Genomic DNA, 17,752 nt, shown 5'->3' with positions numbered 1-17,752 from the left:
TGGGGCGTCCCGACCGTCAAGAGTGCCCCATGTCAACTATCCGGCCACACCTGCTCATCATCGATGCCCTCAACCTCATTCGCCGTCTGCACGCGGTACAGGCCCAGCAGGCACTGACCCCTGCCCAGGCGCTGGTTGCAACCCGCGCCAACCTTATCAATACCTGCCGCAAGCTGCTGGCCAATAGCGAGCCGACCCATGTCATTGCCGTGTTTGATGGCGAGGTGCATAGCTGGCGCAAGGAGGTCTATCCGGCCTACAAGGAGGGGCGAACTCCCATGCCCCCCGAACTGCGTGAAGGGCTGGCGACCCTGCAGGATGCCTTTTGGGAGTGCGGTGTCGATGCCCTGCTCTCCGAGACAGATGAAGCGGATGACCTTATCGCCACCCTCGCCAGCGGCATCGCCAGCCATGGCCATCAGGCGACCATCATCTCCACCGACAAGGGGTTCTGCCAACTGATCTGCCCGCATATCCGGGTGCGCGACTACTTCAACAAACGCTGGCTGGATGCGGCCTTCGTCCAGCAGCAATATGGGGTAGCCCCTGCTCAGCTGGTCGACTTCTGGGCCCTGACCGGTATCAGCGGTTCCAATATCAAGGGGGTTCCGGGGATCGGCCCCAAGACCGCCACCCAGCTGTTGCAGCAATATGGCAACCTGGCAGCCATGCTCGAAGCCTGCCAGCAAGAGGACGCCGCCAAGCCACTGATCAAACTGCGCCAACATCAGGATGAGGCCCTGCTGGCCCAGCGGCTGGTGCGCTTGCAGCGGGATATTCCGCTGGGATTCAACCTGCGGGACATCCGCTACCCGCCCCAGCCAGACTGAAGTGCCGAACAAAAATGCAGGCAAGGGCGTGAACCATGACGAGACTCACCCTCGCTGTTGATAAAAGTGAGTAGAATGTAAAGGAATGTGGTTGGTTTGCTGAGTAAATGCTATAAAGCAGCCCCATCCTCCCCTATACCCTGGAAGTGGAACCCTCTCATGTCCAAAAGAAAAATTACCGTGATCCCCGGCGACGGCATCGGCCCCAGCATCATTGAATCAGCCATCCAGATCCTGACCCATGCGGGCTGTGACTTTGAGTACGAATACGCTGATGCGGGTCTGGTTGCCCTCGAGAAGCATGGCGAGCTGCTGCCCCAGGCTACCCTGGATCTGATTGAGAAGAACAAGGTGAGCCTGAAAGGACCATTGACCACACCGGTCGGCGGCGGTTTTACCTCCATTAACGTCTCCCTGCGCAAGAAGTTCAACCTCTACGCCAACGTGCGTCCGGTCATCTCCTTCAAGGGCACCAGAAGCCGTTACGACAACATCGACATCATCACAGTGCGTGAAAACACCGAAGGGATGTACTCGGGTGCAGGTCAGAAGCGCAGTGATGACAACAAGAGTGCCGAGGCAATGAGCATCATCACCCGCGAAGGGGCCGAGCGCATCGTCAAGTTCGCCTTCGAGCTGGCCCGTCAGGAAGGGCGCAAGAAGGTCACCATCATCCACAAGGCGAACATCCTTAAGTCGACCTCCGGCCTGTTCCTCGAAGTGGCCCGTGAAATCGCCAGCCACTACCCGGATATCCAGAGCGAAGAGATGATCGTCGATGCCGCCTGCATGAATCTGGTGATGTACCCGGAGCGTTTCGATGTCATGGTCACCACCAACCTGTTCGGCGACATCCTCTCGGATCTTTGCGCCGGTCTGGTTGGCGGCCTTGGCATGGCGCCCGGCGCCAACATCGGCGATGGCGCCGCCATCTTCGAAGCGGTGCATGGCTCGGCACCGGATATCGCAGGCAAGAATATCGCCAACCCGACCTCGGTGATCCTCGCCTCCATTCAGATGCTGGAGTACCTCGGCATGCAGGATAAGGCAGAGCGGATCCGCGAGGCGGTACGAGCCACCATCGAATCCGGTGATCGGGTCACCCGCGATCTGGGTGGCACGGCTTCCACCAGCGAATTCACCCAAGCCATCATCGATCGCCTGTAAGCTAACCAATTGATTTTAAAAGGGAGCCTAGGCTCCCTTTTTTATATTTCCGAATCCTTTGCCACTCCCCAAACAGCAACTATGTTCAATAGAGAAGAAGAACAGGGAGTGTTTTTCATGAAGGGATACGGGTGCTATCTGGTGTCGGGTCTGCTGCTGGTGTGTGGCACTGCCAGTGCTTTCGAGCAGGATCAACAGACCCAAACCGCCAAACTGCCACAGCAGGAAAAACGGACTGCCACCGAGGTATGGCGCTCGAGCCTGAATACCAACGACCTACTCAAGGCACCCAAACCCCTGTCGTTTGGTATTGAAGTCTCCACCGACAACTTTGGTAATCAAAAGATCACCTCCTACCCGCAGCTCAATCTGACCCCGGAAAAGAGCGTCAGTCTGTCAGTTGAACGCTTCAGACCCAAGGTCAAGTTCAAGGCTGGCGGAATGAACACCGCCCTCAGGCTGAGAGGAGACGGGATAAAGATGCAATTCAATCCGGTCGACAAAACCATCCCGCTGCAGATAGAGATCAAGGTGACCGACGACGAATCTTCCCTGCGCCTCGATTACCGTTTCTGATTTTTCGAGCCCTGAATAGCAAAAGACCGGCAGGGTTCCCTGTCGGTCTTGGTATTTATCGTACGGGCTGAACGGCTACATCACGCCTTGGGCTCGAGTTTGGAGACCCAGTACTTGTTGTAAACATGCACGGTGATCTCTTCTCGATCGTGATAGAGCTGCTTGGCCTGGATCACGAACGCGTTGTCGATCTCCTTGAGCATCTCGCGCAGCACTTCGATGTTGTGTACCGATTCCGCATAACGCTTCTTCATCGGCAACTTGAGGTTGAACATCGCCTCCTGGCAGTCACCCTCACGGAACCAGTCCGCAATCATGTGAACGACCCGCGCCGGTTTATCGACCATGTCGCACACCAGCCAGTAGGTGTTCTTCTTGCTCGGACGCCAGACGAAACCGTCATCCCGGATATGCTTGACCTGACCGGTATCCATCAGGGATTGGGCCATCATGCCGTTGTCGACCGCCGTCACCATCATGCCACGACGCACCAGCTGATAGGTCCAGCCACCCGGGCAGGCGCCCAGATCCACCGCCTTCATGCCTGAGCAGAGACGCACATCCCACTCTTCCCGCGGCACGAACACGTAAAACGCCTCCTCCAGCTTGAGGCTGGAGCGGCTCGGCGCATCGGCCGGGAAGCGCAGGCGCGGGATCCCCATGTGGAATCCGGAGTTGTTGAACGAATAGGAGTAGCCCAGCAACACGTGATCATTGGCCATGAAGAAGGCGTGGAACACCGGACGGTTTGGCGTCTCCTTCTTGGTCAGGATCTCGTTGCTGCGCAGCGCCTGACGCAGCGGCACGGTGAACTTGCGGCAGAAGGCCGACAGCTCTTTCGCTTCGTTGGTATCCGCGGTTTCGACCCGCAGATCACCGCAAATGGTGTAGTCACTCACCGCCTCAAGGATGGGGGAGATCCTGTCCGCGACATCCAGATCCTTCAGCTCATGGGTGACCACCAGCATCTGGCGGATGAAGATGAGCTCCCGGAATGGCAGCTTGCGAGCCAGCAGGTCCGCCTGCTCCTCGTCATACAGTTCGAAGATCACATAACCGCTGTCGTCCTTGACCCGGGCGAAACCGTAGCACTGCATGTTACCGGCACGCTCGGTGATCTCTGCAGCCGCCTCTTTCTCAAAACCGGGGCGGCAATAAAGCAGCAGATTATTCATTTTTTCCTCCAAGACGACAGCCAGCCCAGATCAGGGCCGCCCATCCCAACATAAAACAGAGGCCACCGGCCGGAGTAATCAACCCCAGCCCCTTGCTGCCAAGCAGCACCATGGCGTAAATACTGCCGGAGAATCCGATGATCCCCAGCACAAAAGCGGTGCCAGCCAGCTGGATCACCTTGCTACGCACACCACACCAGCCCAGAACCAGCAGGGCCAATGCGTGAAAAAACTGATATTGCACGGCGGTATTGAATGCCGCCAGACGCTCGGGTGTAATGCCGGTCGCCGCCAATCCATGGGCGCCATAAGCCCCCAGCATGGTGGCCGTCAACCCGAAGAGACCGGCCAGTATCAGCCAATGTCGATGGATCTGCATCCTCACAATCCCTCTCTCATCACGGCTGGCAATAAAACCAACCCTATCGTGCTATCCATGCCGGGCCACAAAATGGCTGATGGCCGCAGCTGCATGCTGCATATTCTCCTGCTCACTCACGCCACTGGCTTTTCGCGGTTTGAAACCATGATCACCATCGGTCAACCAATGGACCGATACGGCGGGTGAGAAGGGGAAATCGGCCAGTTCGGCGCGACTACCGAAGGTATCGCGCTCCCCCTGCAACAGCAGAGTTGGCACTGCAATATGCTTGAGTACCTCGCCTCGCCAGCTGTCGGGCTTGGCCGGAGGGTGGAAAGGATACCCGAGAATGAGCAATCCTGCAGCATTCATCTCACCCTCGCCTTCACGATACAGTTCCGCCGCCATCCGCCCGCCCATCGACTTGCCCGCCAGAAACAGCCGTGGATGGGCAAACTCGCGGATCATGTCGCGCCAATGGGCGAGCAGCACAGGCGCCCTGTCAGGTGGGCGGCGCTTGCCATCCTGGGCTCGCCTGGTCATGTAGGGAAAGTTGAAGCGCACCACTTCGATGTCGGGGCCAGCCAGCAGGCGTGACAACTCGGTAAGAAAGGCATGATCCATCCCTGCACCTGCCCCGTGGGCCAGCAAAATGCGAACGGGGGCATCAATTGCCCCCTCGCGGATCACATCAGGCATCGGCGAGCCTTGCCCTGCGACGCGCCTCTTCCTGCTCCACCAGCTCCAGCATCCAGTCGCGGAAGGCAACGATCTTGCCCTGATCCGACTGTTGCTCCTGGCACACCAGATAGAAAGCATTTTTGCTCACCAGCACCTGCTCGAACGGGCAGATAAGGCGACCAGCCTCAATCTCGGGCTGAGCCAGCACGCTGTGGCCAAGCGCCACCCCCTGGCCGTGGATCGCCGCCTGGATCACCATGGTGGAGTGGCTGAAGATGGGCCCCTGATTGACGTTGGGGGCATCGATATCGAGCTGGCGGAACCAGGCCTTCCAGTCGCGGCGGGAGGTATCGTGCAGCAGGGTATGAAGAGTCAAATCTTGCGGCGTACGCAGCGGTTTGGGCCCGGTCAGCAGCAAGGGGGAGCAGACCGGGATCAGGTACTCGGTATGCAGCTTGTCCGAGCGCAGACCCGGCCAGTTGCCGCGCCCGTAATAGATGGCCACATCCACATCGTCGGTCAACGACCCTTCGTCGAGATCGACCGCCTTGATCCGCACATCGATATCGGGGTGGCGCTCGCTGAACTTGACCAGCCGCGGCACCAGCCACTGGATGGCGAAACTCGGCTGCAAACTGACAGTCAACGCCCCCTTGGCACTGCGGGCCAGCAGCTTGTCGGTCGCTTCCGAGATGGAGGCAAAGATGTCCTTGATATCCAGAAAATAGCCCTGCCCCTCTTCGGTCAGCAACAAGGAACGGTTTTTGCGGCGGAACAACTTGATGCCAAGATACTCCTCCAGCGCCTTGATCTGGTGACTGATGGCAGCCTGAGTCACAAACAACTCTTCTGCTGCGCGGGTAAAGCTTAAGTGACGAGCCGCTGCTTCAAAGGCCTTGAGGGCATTGAGCGGGGGTAAACGACGAGACATGACACCAGCCGACGATGAGTTTTTCTAATGGGGCGCATTATAATTTGTCGGTTGCGGGTCGACCAGTGAATAAACATAATTCGCCCAGCAATCAGTCGTCATATGGCTCACATTTTCTACTACGTGTTGGTTTACATGTGTTTTTAGTGAGTCTTTCGACTGTGATTGTGGTGTTGTGTTTCTTCCTCTGCGGGAAGAGGGGCTCAAATCTCACCGGTTTGACCCAGTCTGTCATCTGAATGTGTTTGGCGCCTCCAGCTGGATGGCGCCTTTTTTCATCCCTTCTATACCTTGAACTGCCCCACCAGCTGCTGCTGTTTATCCGCCAGCGCAGAGAGCTCGCGACCATTTTCGGCGGAGGTCGCCGCCTCGGCCCGAATGGTGTGGCTCACATCGCGAATGTTGCTGACGTTGCGGTTGATCTCGTCCGCCACCCGGCTCTGCTCCTGCGCCGCTCGGGCAATCTGCTCGTTCATCTGATGGATGGTGGAGACCGACTGGATAATCTGCTCCAGCACCTGCACCGAGAGATCCACCTTGGCAAGCGTCTCGTCAGCCTGTCCATGACCATCGCGGATCGCCTTGACCACGGCGCCGGTACCGGATTGCAGTTGGCTGATCAGGGTCTGGATCTCGACGATGGCATTCTGGGTACGACCCGCCAGATTGCGCACCTCATCGGCCACCACGGCAAAGCCACGGCCCTGCTCACCGGCCCGCGCCGCTTCAATAGCCGCATTCAGCGCCAGCAAGTTGGTCTGCTCGGCAATTCCCTGGATCACGATAAGAATGTCATTGATGTTGTCGCTGTTGGCGGAGAGCCGCTCCACCACCGGCTGGGCATCGTTGATAATGGTCATCAGCTTGCGCATCGCCTCCTGGGTGTCGGCAACGACATATTTGCCCTCTTGCGCCGCGGCATCAGTGGTGTTGGCAGCCGCCACCGCCGAGCCGGCATTACCGGAGACCTGCAACGCGGTGGCGCTCAGCTCCTCAAATGCCGTCGCCACCAGATCGATCTCCTGATACTGGGCCTGCATGCCACTGCTGGTGCGCTCGGCCACTTGCGCGGCTCGCTCGGCACTGTTGCGCGTACCGGAGACGGTATCAATCACCTGACTGATGGTGGATTGCAACTTGTTGAGGAAGCTGTTGAACCACTTGGCCAGCTCGCCGATCTCGTCTTGCCGCTGGATCTCGATACGCTGGGTCAAATCCCCCTCACCACTGGCGATATCCTTGAGGCGGGCAACTACAGCGCGGATGGGTGCCACAATCTGGCGCGCCATCAACCAGATAAAACTCAGGGCAACCAGCGAGATCAGCACTCCGATCGACAGCTGCGAGACCACGCTGCGATTGGCTTCACTGGCCAGCTCATCTTGCAATTGCTGGGCCGAGGCCAGCACTACGGCCCGTGGCAATTCAATGTAGATGCCCCATTTACGGTCGGTGCCACGCATGGATACCGGGACAAAGGTCTGCAACAGGGTGCCATCGCTGCTCCAGCGAGTCAGCTCCTGACCCTGACTGAGCCAGCCTTTCAGCTCACTGGCCAGCCCCTGATACTTCTGATCCAGCCCACGCCCCATGGTCACATCGAACTCATCGGCTCCCGCCACGCGCCCCTCGTGACTGACCAGCAATATTCTGCCCTTGCCGTCATAGAGCTCCTTGTCCATGGTGCTGACCAAACTCTGCAAAGTGGCCAGCGAGATATCGACCCCGACCATCCCCAGCAAGTGCTCTTGCTCCAGCAAGGGCACTGTCACCGAGGTCATCAGTATCTTGTTGTCGCCAACATCATCGAGATAAGGTTCCAGCAGACAGAGGGCCCGGGTACGTATACTGCAGCGATACCATTCGTTTTCAACCCCACCGGCAGCGGTCGGGCTCTCGTCAGTCAGCACATCCTCATTCTGCACCTCGGGCACCAGCTGGCCATTGTCATAGGCCCAATAGCTGGAGAAGCGTCCTTCGTCATTTGAGCCCAGTTCCGTAGAGCCCTGATAGTTGCTGTCCTCCCCATCCAGCTGATCGGGCTCAAATACCGCATAGACGCCGAGCAGGTTGGTCGATGAGGCTGCCGCATCGTGCAATTGCTGATTGATAGCCCCGCGCAGCGCCTCCGAATGAACGAAGTTGTCGGCCGCATTCTTGCGCTGGAACAGCACGCTCTCGGCCAGCAGACTGGCACGAAAATAGGCTTCATCAAGATAGCTGGTCACCTTGGCGGCCTGCTCTGACCCCATCGCTTTCATCCTGTTTTCGGCTGACAGCTGTGCCTCATGCATGGTGGCTTGCCGCACCTGGGACTGCATCTTGCTCGCGTTATAAATAGAGGAGGTGACCAGCGCAGCGGCCGTGACCAGCAGACAGCAACCGGCGATCAGGGTAATCCGTCCCTGGACAGAAAGAGCATTCATGCCAATATTCCTACTTCATGCAGATACAGGTAGATTATCGACTTTATAAACAAAAACTTAACCATCTCATAGCAAATCCAGCGAGAGTTGGTTTACTTCTCCCTCCTTCGGTAGCCCGACTACCAGTCCCAGCAGACGTATCGAACGCCCTTGCGCCCGCAGCAGCCCTTCCTTGAGCAGTGGTGTGAACAATGCGGCCTGATAGCCCCCCTGGCTGCGATAGACGGTAGTCTGATGGAAGTCGGCAAACTTGAGTTTAATCCCCTGCCCCATCACCTGCTCGGCAGGACACGCCAGCTGAAATCGCCGTTCCAGCTCAGGCAGCAGTTGCTGCAATACCTTCAGACAGGCCTCTTCGTCACAGAGATCGCTTGCCAGGGTGGTCTCCACCCCGATGGTTTTGCGGATCCGGTGCGCCTGCACCGGCTGTTCATCTAGCCCCCAGATACGGGTCGTCAGCATTTCGCCCAGCTTGCCAAAGCGACGGCACAACTCCTCTGCCGACAAGGCTCGGGCATCTTCGCAGGTGTATAGCCCCTGCGCCTCCAGCCGCTCGGCAGTCTTGCGCCCCACCCCGGGCAGTTTGCCGAGTGGCAGCTGACAGACAAATTCGGCCACTTCGTCGGGACGAATGACAAACAGACCATCAGGCTTGCGCTGCTCCGAGGCGAGCTTGGCGAGAAACTTGTTGGGGGCGACCCCGGCCGAAGCGGTCAATCCCAGTTCGGTGACGATGGCTTGCCGGATCTCTTGCGCCATCAGGGTGGCGCTGCCACCACAACAGCGACTATGGGTCACATCGAGGTAAGCCTCATCCAGCGACAGCGGTTCAACCTGATCGGTATAGCGCAGGAAAATGGCCCTGAGCTGACGGGAGATATCCTTGTACACCGCCATTCGCCCCGGGATCAGTACCAGCGGTGGGCAGAGTTTTTTCGCCAGCGCGCTCGGCATGGCGGAGCGCACCCCGAACCGGCGCGCCACATAGTTGCAGGTCGAGATGACACCGCGCAGCTCGGACGCCCCCCCTATCGCAAGCGGAACTTCCCGCAATGCGGGGTTATCCCGCATCTCCACCGCGGCAAAAAAGCAGTCCATGTCGATATGGATGATCTTGCGCATACCACTGTATAAATAAACAGACATGGCATCATCTTACCCCAAGGATAACCGCAGCTCTATCTCTCTCGTTGCGGCTAAAATAGTAGACTCCAAGGAGACCTTTACTACCACAATGACAAGGAGCGTTCGGGATGAAATATCTTTGGTTGGGACTCTGTTTGCTACCGTTGACCGGCATCGGCAAGAACAACCCGACGGCAGAGTGCCGCTGGCTGTACGACCGGATTGAGATACTGGAACAGGCCATCAAGAAAGGAGACAAGCTCGGCACAGAGCAATAATTGGCACGCTGGAAAACTGAGTACAACAAAAAACAGTGCTCACAGTACGACTACTGAGCCGGACAAGATGGCGTGACCGACAACGGCAGATAACAAACGGGCCCCGATCAAGATGATCGGGGCCCGTTTTTCAAAGCATGACCAGCTTGATTCTGCAGCAGAGTGCGCTCAAGGCAGAACCATAGGGCCAGCGACAGTGGCCGCCACTTCATCCCCACGCAGCACCCGGACCAGTTCAAGCGCAAACTCGATGGCACTGCCCGGCCCCTGGCTGGTGATAAGGCGATGAGCCTCATCCCTGACTACCCGCTCATGTGACAGCTGCGATGTCGGTAGTCGGGGCTGAAAGCCGGGATGACAGGTGACGATGGCACCATCCAGCAGGCCGTGATGTTGCAACACCACCACAGGGGCGGCGCAGATGGCTGCACGCCAGCGGCCAAGAGCGGCCTGCTCTTTGAGCAGATCGATGGCCAGCGGGGTATCGCGGATCACTTCGCTGCCGGGCAAACCGCCAGGCACCACGATGGCTTCAAAGTCCCGATGGGTCAGCTCGCCGATATGACAATCGGCCACCAGCTGTACCCCGCGCGATGCCTTCACCTGCCGAGACCCGGCAGGGCAGCAAGAGGCCAGCACCACCTCGATGCTGGCGCGCACCAGGGTATCGACAATCGCGACCGTCTCTATCTCTTCCGACCCGGGGGCCACCAGCACCAGTACACTCACGTTCGCCTCCTTGCAGCTTGCTCTGCCATGTAAAAGATCAGACGGCCTGACTCTTCTCTTTAATCGCCTGATAGAGACCCTGATTGACCGGTACGGCAATGCCATGCCGGGCAGCCTTGGCCAGCAGGAAGCCGGTGATGGCCTCAATCTCGGTCTCGCGTCCCAGCTCCATATCCTGATGCATGGAGGAGTAATTGTCAGCGGTCAGTTCCACCACTGTCATCACCCGACGCAGCAACTCCTCTGCCGTTGTTGCAACTCCTTCGGCGCACATCACATCCGCCACCTCCACGCAGATCTGCTGCAGGGCATCGGCAAAACGGGGGCCAGCCAGCTCGCCATTTTTCAGCTTGTAGAGGGCCGTCAGGGGATTGATAGCACAGTTGATGGCCAGCTTTTGCCACTGGCGCACCAATACCTGTTCATCCCAACCAGCCTGGCCCAGTGCCAGCGCCAGCTCATCCGCGAGCGCGGCGTGGGCCTTGGCTGCGTCGTTGATCGGGCCAAGCCAGGTTTCACCCTTGCCAGTATGACGGAAGACAAAATGGCCGCACTGCATGGCGCCATGGCTGGTGACACCGGCAATCACCGGATTGTGCGGGAACATCTCGACCACCTGCTCGGCAATGCCCATCCCGTTGTGCAGCAGCACGATCGGCACGCCGGCATCCAGCTTACCCACCAGGGGTGTCAGTGCGGCAATCACCTGACTGGCCTTGGTCATCACCAGCAGACGCTGGATCTTGCCGGGTTTGCTGACAAATCCGCGCTCGATATTGAGCAACTGAACATGCCCCTCCAGCGAGGTGAAGTCGATCCCCGGATGGAGCGTGGACTTATGATGTTCGCGCAACAAGACACGGGTAGATTGACCACTCAGGGTCAGCAGGGAGGCAAAAACGCCGCCGAGGGCGCCACAACCCAACAGTGACCACTTCGGAGTAACGGGTGGAATAACGGGCTGTCGGGAATTTTTTAATCCGCTTGGCATGGTGTGACTCTGTCAGGGTAAGGGTTGCAATCCTCTCAACCTGTTACCGGGGATAAGTGAAGATGTCGCTGGTGGACACTAACGGGTCCACCCGTCCTGTGCGCAGGGGATTCTAGCAGAGCAACCCCATCAAAATCAGCAAATTTGCCCGTTTTCTGGTAGATTTGCCCCCCGATAACGCAACATGAGGAGCTTTGGCTATGCCGTCATTCGATATTGTCTCTGAAGTCAAAATGAACGAGGTGTTGAACGCAGTCGACAACGCCAATCGTGAACTGGCCACCCGTTTCGATTTTCGTGGGGTAGAAGCCAGCTTCGAGTTGAACAAGGAAGAGGTAAAACTGGAAGCCGATGCCGATTTCCAGCTCAAGCAGATGGTCGAAATCCTGCGCGGTGCCCTGCTCAAGCGCAACATCGAAAACAGCTCCATGGAAGTGGGTGACTCCGTTCACTCCGGCAAACGCTTCCACCTGACCGTAAAATTCAAGCAGGGGATCGAGAAAGAGATCGCCAAGAAGCTGGTCAAGCTGATCAAGGACTCCAAAATCAAGGTACAGGTCGCCATCCAGGGTGATGAAGTACGTGTCACCGGCAAGAAGCGTGACGATCTGCAAGAGACCATGGCACTGGTCCGTGGCGCCGAACTGGGCCAACCGATGCAGTTTCAGAATTTCCGCGACTGATGATGGGAGAGAAGGGCTCTCCCTTCTCCTCTTCTTTAATCGTCCGAGCATAAAAAAACCGGAGCAAATGCTCCGGTTTTTTGTTCCCCAAGTTTTATTAGAACTTGTAGGTAACAGAGAAGTAGTGGCTGAAGCCGGTGCTCTTCCACGGGGTACCGTCGTAGGCTTTGGAGCCATCTTTGGTACCGTAGGCATCCATGAAATACTTCAGGCCATAACCAACCGCGTAGCGATCGGAGTGCCAGTAGATACCGTGGAAGGTGGCCAGGTTGTCGCTGGTACGGTCAGCACGGTCATGGGTATCCAGGCCGAATTGATAATCCAGATAACCCTGGTAGGAGACAAAGCTGCCATTGCCGAAGGTATAGAAAGGCTTGAACCAGTTCATGGAGAACTGATAACCGTTCCACTCACCTTCTTCTTCGGTGAAGAACTGGTTCTCGGTGGCGTGACGTGCATACAGGTTCATGCCAACCTTGCCAAACCAGGGAACCATCACATCGGCACCCAGACCCAGCTGGTTTTCCATCTGCTTGTCACCAACGTTGTTCAGGTTGGCAATGTAAAGCTCTTGCACAGGACCAAAGGAGAGATCTTTACCTGTCAGCGCATCCAGAGACATACGCGGTGCAAACTTCATGAACAGGTTCTGACCATGGTGTTTATTGCTGTGACGGGAGTCGAAAATATCGAATACGTCGACGTAACCGTACAGGTCAAACAGGCCGGAGCGACCACCGAACTCCATCTCAAAATAGGTATCGTTGTAGTCCTCTTCACCGGTAGTGAAAGGGCGCTGGTCGATGGTGTGCATGACGTTGAACTGCATCCACTTGTAGTCATTCTTGTGGATATCACCGCTGTAGTCAGCAGCGAAGGCCGGGGTAGCGGCAGCAGCCAGCAGACCGGCAGCGATCAGAGTCTTGGTAAATTTGGCCATTTTATTGGTCTCTTGTGCGTTAGTTGAGGTTTTCCGTAGCCTGCCCACAAGGAGCGAGAGGGATTCTAATCAAATAAAATTGGGGGTGAAACAACTTCTCGGGAACTTTATCCGGAAGTGTGAATCTAATCACCCCCGATTCTACGCAAACGCTTGCTATTTGTCAGCCGTTGAGAGCAACTCACTCCCTTTTCTGGCGACAAGCACAATCAACAACAACACGGGCAAGCCCAATAAACTGGTTCCGACAAAGAAAGCACTGTAGCCAATCTGCTCCACAACCTGTCCGGAAAAACCGGCCAGCAACTTGGGTAGCAGCAACATTACTGAGCTGAACAGGGCGTACTGAGTGGCCGAAAATGCCACATTGGTCAGGCTGGAGAGATAGGTCACGAAGGCCGCGGTGGCGATGCCGGCGCTGAGGTTATCGAGCGAAATGATCAGGGTCAGCAGCTCCAGGTTGTGACCAACCTGATGGAGCAGGGCAAACAGCAGGTTGGTGCTGGCAGTGAGCAGCGCCCCCAAGAACAGGATGCGCAGCGTGCCGAAGCGCATCACCAGCACGCCCCCCAACGCAGCGCCCACCAGCGTCATGATGACGCCAAACACCTTGGTAATGGTGGCAACCTCAGTCTTGCTGAACTGCATATCCACATAGAAGCTGTTGGACATCACCCCCATCACCACATCGGCAACCCGATAGCAGGCGATCAGAGCCAGGATCAGCAGCGCCGAGCTGCCATAGCGACGAAAGAAGTCAGCAAACGGACACCAGACCGCCTCATAGCCCCAGGCCCCCGCACTCGCCAGCAGCGCAGGCCACCCTTTTTCCAGGAGCTGCGCCTTGCGTTCGGCCTGTTGTTTGCCCTGCTCGGCCAGATCGATTTCCGGCTCGTGGCAAAACAGCGTGGTGATGACCCCGAGTGACATCAGACCCGCCATCACCAGATAGGTAATCTGCCAGCCACGATAGTCATAGCCGCTGTTGCTGCCAAACCAGGCTGCCAGCGCCAGCGCACCGGCGCCCGCCATGATCATCGCCAGTCGGTAGCCAGTCATGTAGGAGGCAGCCATCGCCGCCTGCAGCCGCTCGGGGGCGGATTCGATGCGGTAGGCATCGATAACGATATCCTGAGTCGCCGAGGCAAAGGCCACCAGCAGGGCAAACATCGCTAGCTGGGCCAGCTCGGTCTTGGGATCGCAGAACGCCATGCCGACCAGCGCAGCGGCAATCAGCAACTGGGAGAAGAACATCCAGCTACGGCGACGCCCCAGCAGCGTGGAGAGCAACGGCAGCGGCATGCGATCCACCAGCGGCGACCACAGCCATTTAAAGCCATAGGCGAGCGCCACCCAGCTCATATAGCCGATATCGGTCAGACTGACATCGGCCTCGCGCAACCAGAATGAGAGGGTACCGAACACCAGTAGCAGCGGCAGACCCGATGAAAACCCCATGGCAAAGAGAATAAACACCCGAAATTCGAGATAGACGGCGAGGGACTCTCTCCAGCTTGGTTTGCGGATCATGTTCAACTACCTGACGACTTTGGAAAAGTGCGTCATTTTGGCAGGTTGATGGCAGATAGCCAAGGCGAGCAAAAAGATAGGCAAAAGAAGCCCGGATAGAGAAAAGGCTCATCCCGAACGGGATGAGCCTTGTATTGTGGCCTGACGAGGGCGAGGTGACGAACCGCGTCCGGCGAGGATTACTTGCCCGCTTTCTTGTCGACTTTCTTGTCTGCCGGAGTTTCTGCCAGCAAGACCACCTTCTTCAGAATGATGGGACTGGTCGGCACATCGTTGGCACGCAGAATGGGGCTGTAACCGGTCTGTACCTGAGCCAGCTTGTCCAACACCTCCATCCCCTGAACCACCTGACCGAACACGGTATAACCCGCAGAGCCACCGGCGTTGAGGTTATTGTTGTCGACCAGATTGAAGTAGAACTGGCGAGTAGCGCTGTCGACCGCCTGGGTGCGAGCCATGGCGATGGAGCCACGCTTGTTGGGCAGACCGCCACGCGACTCGTTGACTACAGGCTCATAAGTCGGCAATTGCTGGAACTGCTGGTTGTAGCCCCCACCCTGCACCACGAAATCCTGGATCACCCGGTGGAAGATGCTGCCGTCATAGCTGCCATCAGCCACGTAGCGCAGGAAGTTCTTCACCGTCTGGGGCGCCTGCTTGGACGCCAGCTCCACCACGATATTGCCGTGGTTGGTCTCCATTCTGACTTTCGGGCCAGCGAACGCCAGCGGGGCGATCAGCATGGCCAGCAACCAGAGTTTTTTCATCATCAGACCCCTGCACCGTTCGGTTGACCTTTCAGGTAACCGCGCAGCGCATCATCCGCCATGATCTGCTGCAGCACGCTACCCAGTTGCAGGTTCAGTGTAGACTCCAGGTCGGCCATGCTTGGCTCGCTCGGGCTCTCCTTGCTGGAGGACATGTTGAACTGCTTGGTCAGACGGTTGCCCTGGAAATCAGCGATCACCTGCAGGCTGACGCGGGACTTGGTGACATAGGTAAAGGTCTTCTCTTCCACATTGACTGCGGCGTTGGAGATCACCAGCGTCAGGTTGGTGGTGCCACTGTTGCCCACTTCCAGACCCTGGCTGCGCAGCCCTTCGGCCAGCCGCTCGGCCATCAGCAGGTTGAGCGGACGCTCACTGTTGACCAGCACGGGCGCTTTCTCTTTATGTTTGATGGAGAAGACGTAGGCAGCCTCACGCTTGTCTACCCCTTCCATGGTGATGCGATTGCCAGAGTAGTATTGCTGGTTGGCGGGGATCACCTGCGGATTGAGCAGCGCGGTCTCCGGCCAATGAGTTGCACACCCGCCCAGCATCAGGGCGGCCAGCAGCAAGAGTGACTTTTTCATCATGGTTTCCTTTGGCTTTAGCGTTTGATGGCTTTCAAAATAACGAATTTGCTGTTCGACGCAACGACTTGTGCGTTGGCAAACAAGCGCTTGAGTTTGTTGTGATAGTCCAGATGACGGTTGCCTACTATCCAGAGTTCCCCCCCCTGAGGCAACACCCGGTGCGCATCGCTGAACATCTGCCAGGCGATATGATCGGTGATCGCCTGCAGCTGATGGAAAGGAGGGTTGCAGAGGATCCGATCCGCCGAGCCGACCGCCACGCCATCGAGACAGTTATTGACCATAAAGCGGGCGCGCGGCAGTGCATCGGGCAGATTGTGCTCGACGTTGAGCTGTGCCGAGGCGACCGCCATATAGGATTCATCGATAAAGGTCACCTCCACCTCGCTGTCTTTGGCGAGCAGCGACAGACCCAGCACCCCGTTGCCACAGCCCAGATCGATCACCTTGCGGGCACTGTGGATGGGCAGGTTGTCCAGCATAAAGCGGGCACCAATATCGAGACTGGTGCGCGAGAAGACGTTGGCATGGTTGTGGATGAGCATGCCACTCCCCTCCAGTGGCCAGACAGTCGGGAAGGGGTTGGCCAGCGCGGGACGTTGTGCCTGCGGCTCGCAGTGAATGAGGCGCGCCTTCTTCCAGGCCAGCGAGGTACGGGTAGGCCCCAAATACTTCTCGAACAACTTGAGGGTAGAGGTATGAATATCCTTCGCCTTGCCGGCAGCGATAACGCGGGTTGCCGGTGTCACCACCGCACGCAATGCCAGCAGTTGCTGCTCCAATAGAGCCTGATATTTGGAGACCTTGATCACCACCAGCGCAGGGGCATCGGGCAGCGGCGCCAGCGCATCCTGCAAGCGGATCCCGCCTGCATCCAGTCCGTTTTCGGCCAGATTGGCCAGGGTCGCCCGCTCACTGATGTAAGAGTCGGTGACGCAGCAGGGGGAGTGCGGATGCATATAGGCGGCCAGCGCGCCAAAGCCATCATTCATGATGATGACGGGGCCCGCCTGCTCGAGGGGAGACTCCGCCAGGGTATTGATCAGATATTCGTCAGCCGCATCCCAGGCTTGCAGGGTCTCCTGACTCTGGCGCGGATAGCGGTAGAGCGTGAGCTGGCAATGGGGAGTGTCGAGAAGGGTTTGCATAAGAAGAGTCCAACCTCGGCTTGATTCGTGTATACAGGCGCCAGGGGCGACGCAAAGTGGCGCTATTCTAGCGAGGAGCAGGAATTTCACCAGTTCGGAGCGTGCCAATGAACGGATAGCAGGCGATTTTCCTTTTGCGGGGGCTTATTCCACACCTAGACAGCCGATAGAATGGCCCGACATTCACTCTGGAAGCTGATCCTATGACCATCCAACAACTGATTGAAGCCAAGCTGACGGCAGCCCTCTCCCCCACTCTGCTGGAAGTGATCAACGAGAGCCACATGCACCGAGTGGAGCCGGGCTCTGAGAGCCACTTCAAGGTGGTGATCGTCAGCGAACAGTTTGCGGGTCAGCGCCTTCTCTCTCGCCATCGTCAGGTCAACGCCATCCTGGCCGATGAACTGGCCGGCGCTGTCCATGCACTTGCACTGCATACCTACACGGCAAGCGAGTGGCAGGAGAAGGGTAAGGCACCACGCACACCAGCTTGTGTTGGCAACCCCTCGCACTCCTGAACGGCTAGCTGTCACCCATTGCTCTGACCCACCACCCTGTGGGTGACAAACAAACAAAAATTAAACAAAAAGCCGCCAGCCTGCTGATCCTGACAACCATAAATAGGTATTTAATTCAGTTTTCCCTGGCGGCTTAGTCACAGCCTTACACAAGCATACCCCCATGGGGGTATTAAAATAAAAAAACCTTTAAAACCACAGCTTACAAGGAATTCAGGGGTTATTCATTGCAGGTTAATTTTGTGATGACGCAGGGATTTTGCCTATTTGGCATGGCAGAAAATGGGCCTTAAGTGGTAGACTCAA

19 protein-coding genes are annotated in these 17,752 nt (G+C 57.4%); 6 read left to right on the top strand and 13 right to left on the bottom strand.

The window, feature by feature from the left end:
- Nucleotides 1–29 precede the first annotated feature (29 nt).
- The 3 genes from xni (at nucleotide 30) to G5315_RS15935 (ending at nucleotide 2,573) form a co-directional block, all read left to right on the top strand.
- Nucleotides 30–830, top strand: coding sequence for a flap endonuclease Xni (xni, locus tag G5315_RS15945; RefSeq protein ID WP_040068493.1), 801 nt, complete (start codon nucleotides 30–32; stop codon nucleotides 828–830).
- Between the two features lie 159 nt (nucleotides 831–989).
- Nucleotides 990–1,997 carry an isocitrate dehydrogenase gene (locus G5315_RS15940; RefSeq protein WP_005349723.1) on the top strand — a complete coding sequence of 336 codons (1,008 nt, stop codon included), beginning with the start codon at nucleotides 990–992 and terminating at the stop codon, nucleotides 1,995–1,997.
- A 117-nt stretch (nucleotides 1,998–2,114) separates the two neighbouring features.
- Nucleotides 2,115–2,573, top strand: a complete 459-nt coding sequence (locus G5315_RS15935; protein ID WP_005358627.1) for a hypothetical protein — start codon at nucleotides 2,115–2,117, stop codon at nucleotides 2,571–2,573.
- An 80-nt stretch (nucleotides 2,574–2,653) separates the two neighbouring features.
- On the opposite strand, the gene rlmM is transcribed toward G5315_RS15935, so the two are convergent.
- The 6 genes from rlmM to dinB form a co-directional block, all read right to left on the bottom strand.
- Nucleotides 2,654–3,748 (bottom strand): 23S rRNA (cytidine(2498)-2'-O)-methyltransferase RlmM, encoded by a 1,095-nt coding sequence (gene rlmM, locus G5315_RS15930; protein ID WP_005338617.1) that lies wholly within the window; start codon nucleotides 3,746–3,748, stop codon nucleotides 2,654–2,656.
- Nucleotides 3,741–4,127, bottom strand: coding sequence for a DUF423 domain-containing protein (locus tag G5315_RS15925; protein WP_101530798.1), 387 nt, complete (start codon nucleotides 4,125–4,127; stop codon nucleotides 3,741–3,743). The genes rlmM and G5315_RS15925 overlap by 8 nt, the downstream gene beginning before the upstream one ends.
- Before the next feature lie 51 nt (nucleotides 4,128–4,178).
- Entirely contained in the window at nucleotides 4,179–4,808 is a 630-nt protein-coding gene (locus G5315_RS15920; RefSeq protein WP_247824067.1) for an alpha/beta family hydrolase, read from the bottom strand.
- Nucleotides 4,801–5,721, bottom strand: a complete 921-nt coding sequence (locus G5315_RS15915; RefSeq protein ID WP_005338622.1) for a transcriptional regulator GcvA — start codon at nucleotides 5,719–5,721, stop codon at nucleotides 4,801–4,803. The genes G5315_RS15920 and G5315_RS15915 overlap by 8 nt, the downstream gene beginning before the upstream one ends.
- A gap of 284 nt (nucleotides 5,722–6,005) precedes the next feature.
- On the bottom strand, nucleotides 6,006–8,147 hold the full coding sequence (locus tag G5315_RS15910) for a methyl-accepting chemotaxis protein (protein ID WP_421333363.1): 2,142 nt from the start codon (nucleotides 8,145–8,147) through the stop codon (nucleotides 6,006–6,008).
- Between the two features lie 66 nt (nucleotides 8,148–8,213).
- Nucleotides 8,214–9,269, bottom strand: coding sequence for a DNA polymerase IV (dinB, locus tag G5315_RS15905; RefSeq protein WP_227343092.1), 1,056 nt, complete (start codon nucleotides 9,267–9,269; stop codon nucleotides 8,214–8,216).
- Between the two features lie 131 nt (nucleotides 9,270–9,400).
- Between dinB and G5315_RS15900 the strand changes: the two genes are divergently transcribed.
- The gene (locus tag G5315_RS15900; protein ID WP_421333416.1) at nucleotides 9,401–9,550 is read left to right on the top strand and encodes a hypothetical protein; all 150 of its coding nucleotides are present in this window, start codon (nucleotides 9,401–9,403) and stop codon (nucleotides 9,548–9,550) included.
- A gap of 168 nt (nucleotides 9,551–9,718) precedes the next feature.
- Here the strand turns inward: G5315_RS15900 and G5315_RS15895 are convergent, their stop codons facing one another.
- Nucleotides 9,719–10,279, bottom strand: coding sequence for a DJ-1 family glyoxalase III (locus G5315_RS15895; protein ID WP_227341200.1), 561 nt, complete (start codon nucleotides 10,277–10,279; stop codon nucleotides 9,719–9,721).
- A gap of 37 nt (nucleotides 10,280–10,316) precedes the next feature.
- Nucleotides 10,317–11,270: a ketopantoate reductase family protein gene (locus G5315_RS15890; RefSeq protein ID WP_421333360.1), complete on the bottom strand. Its 954-nt coding sequence runs from the start codon at nucleotides 11,268–11,270 to the stop codon at nucleotides 10,317–10,319.
- A gap of 200 nt (nucleotides 11,271–11,470) precedes the next feature.
- Here G5315_RS15890 and G5315_RS15885 point away from each other — a divergent pair, with 200 nt between their 5' ends.
- Entirely contained in the window at nucleotides 11,471–11,953 is a 483-nt protein-coding gene (locus tag G5315_RS15885) for a YajQ family cyclic di-GMP-binding protein (RefSeq protein ID WP_005338634.1), read from the top strand.
- Nucleotides 11,954–12,050: 97 nt separating this feature from the next.
- Here G5315_RS15885 and G5315_RS15880 read toward each other — a convergent pair whose 3' ends face one another.
- The 5 genes from G5315_RS15880 to G5315_RS15860 all read right to left on the bottom strand — a co-directional run bounded on the left by G5315_RS15880 (nucleotide 12,051) and on the right by G5315_RS15860 (nucleotide 16,928).
- A complete protein-coding gene (locus G5315_RS15880; RefSeq protein WP_204385165.1) occupies nucleotides 12,051–12,893 on the bottom strand; it encodes an outer membrane protein OmpK in 843 nt (280 codons plus the stop codon).
- A 156-nt stretch (nucleotides 12,894–13,049) separates the two neighbouring features.
- Nucleotides 13,050–14,429: an AmpG family muropeptide MFS transporter gene (locus G5315_RS15875; protein WP_421333358.1), complete on the bottom strand. Its 1,380-nt coding sequence runs from the start codon at nucleotides 14,427–14,429 to the stop codon at nucleotides 13,050–13,052.
- Nucleotides 14,430–14,602: 173 nt separating this feature from the next.
- A complete protein-coding gene (locus tag G5315_RS15870) occupies nucleotides 14,603–15,190 on the bottom strand; it encodes a peptidylprolyl isomerase (RefSeq protein ID WP_042053243.1) in 588 nt (195 codons plus the stop codon).
- A 2-nt stretch (nucleotides 15,191–15,192) separates the two neighbouring features.
- Nucleotides 15,193–15,777 (bottom strand): YajG family lipoprotein, encoded by a 585-nt coding sequence (locus G5315_RS15865; RefSeq protein ID WP_005349692.1) that lies wholly within the window; start codon nucleotides 15,775–15,777, stop codon nucleotides 15,193–15,195.
- A 17-nt stretch (nucleotides 15,778–15,794) separates the two neighbouring features.
- Nucleotides 15,795–16,928 (bottom strand): methyltransferase, encoded by a 1,134-nt coding sequence (locus G5315_RS15860; protein WP_421333356.1) that lies wholly within the window; start codon nucleotides 16,926–16,928, stop codon nucleotides 15,795–15,797.
- 203 nt (nucleotides 16,929–17,131) lie between these two features.
- Between G5315_RS15860 and G5315_RS15855 the strand changes: the two genes are divergently transcribed.
- Nucleotides 17,132–17,446, top strand: coding sequence for a BolA family protein (locus G5315_RS15855; RefSeq protein ID WP_227341207.1), 315 nt, complete (start codon nucleotides 17,132–17,134; stop codon nucleotides 17,444–17,446).
- The last annotated feature ends 306 nt before the right edge of the window (nucleotides 17,447–17,752 follow it).

The organism is Aeromonas sp. 603607, from assembly GCF_049171595.1.
Taxonomy (GTDB): Bacteria; Pseudomonadota; Gammaproteobacteria; order Enterobacterales; family Aeromonadaceae; genus Aeromonas; species Aeromonas veronii.
Note: the sequence above shows the minus strand (reverse complement) of the source record. Positions and strands in the feature narration are given on the sequence as shown.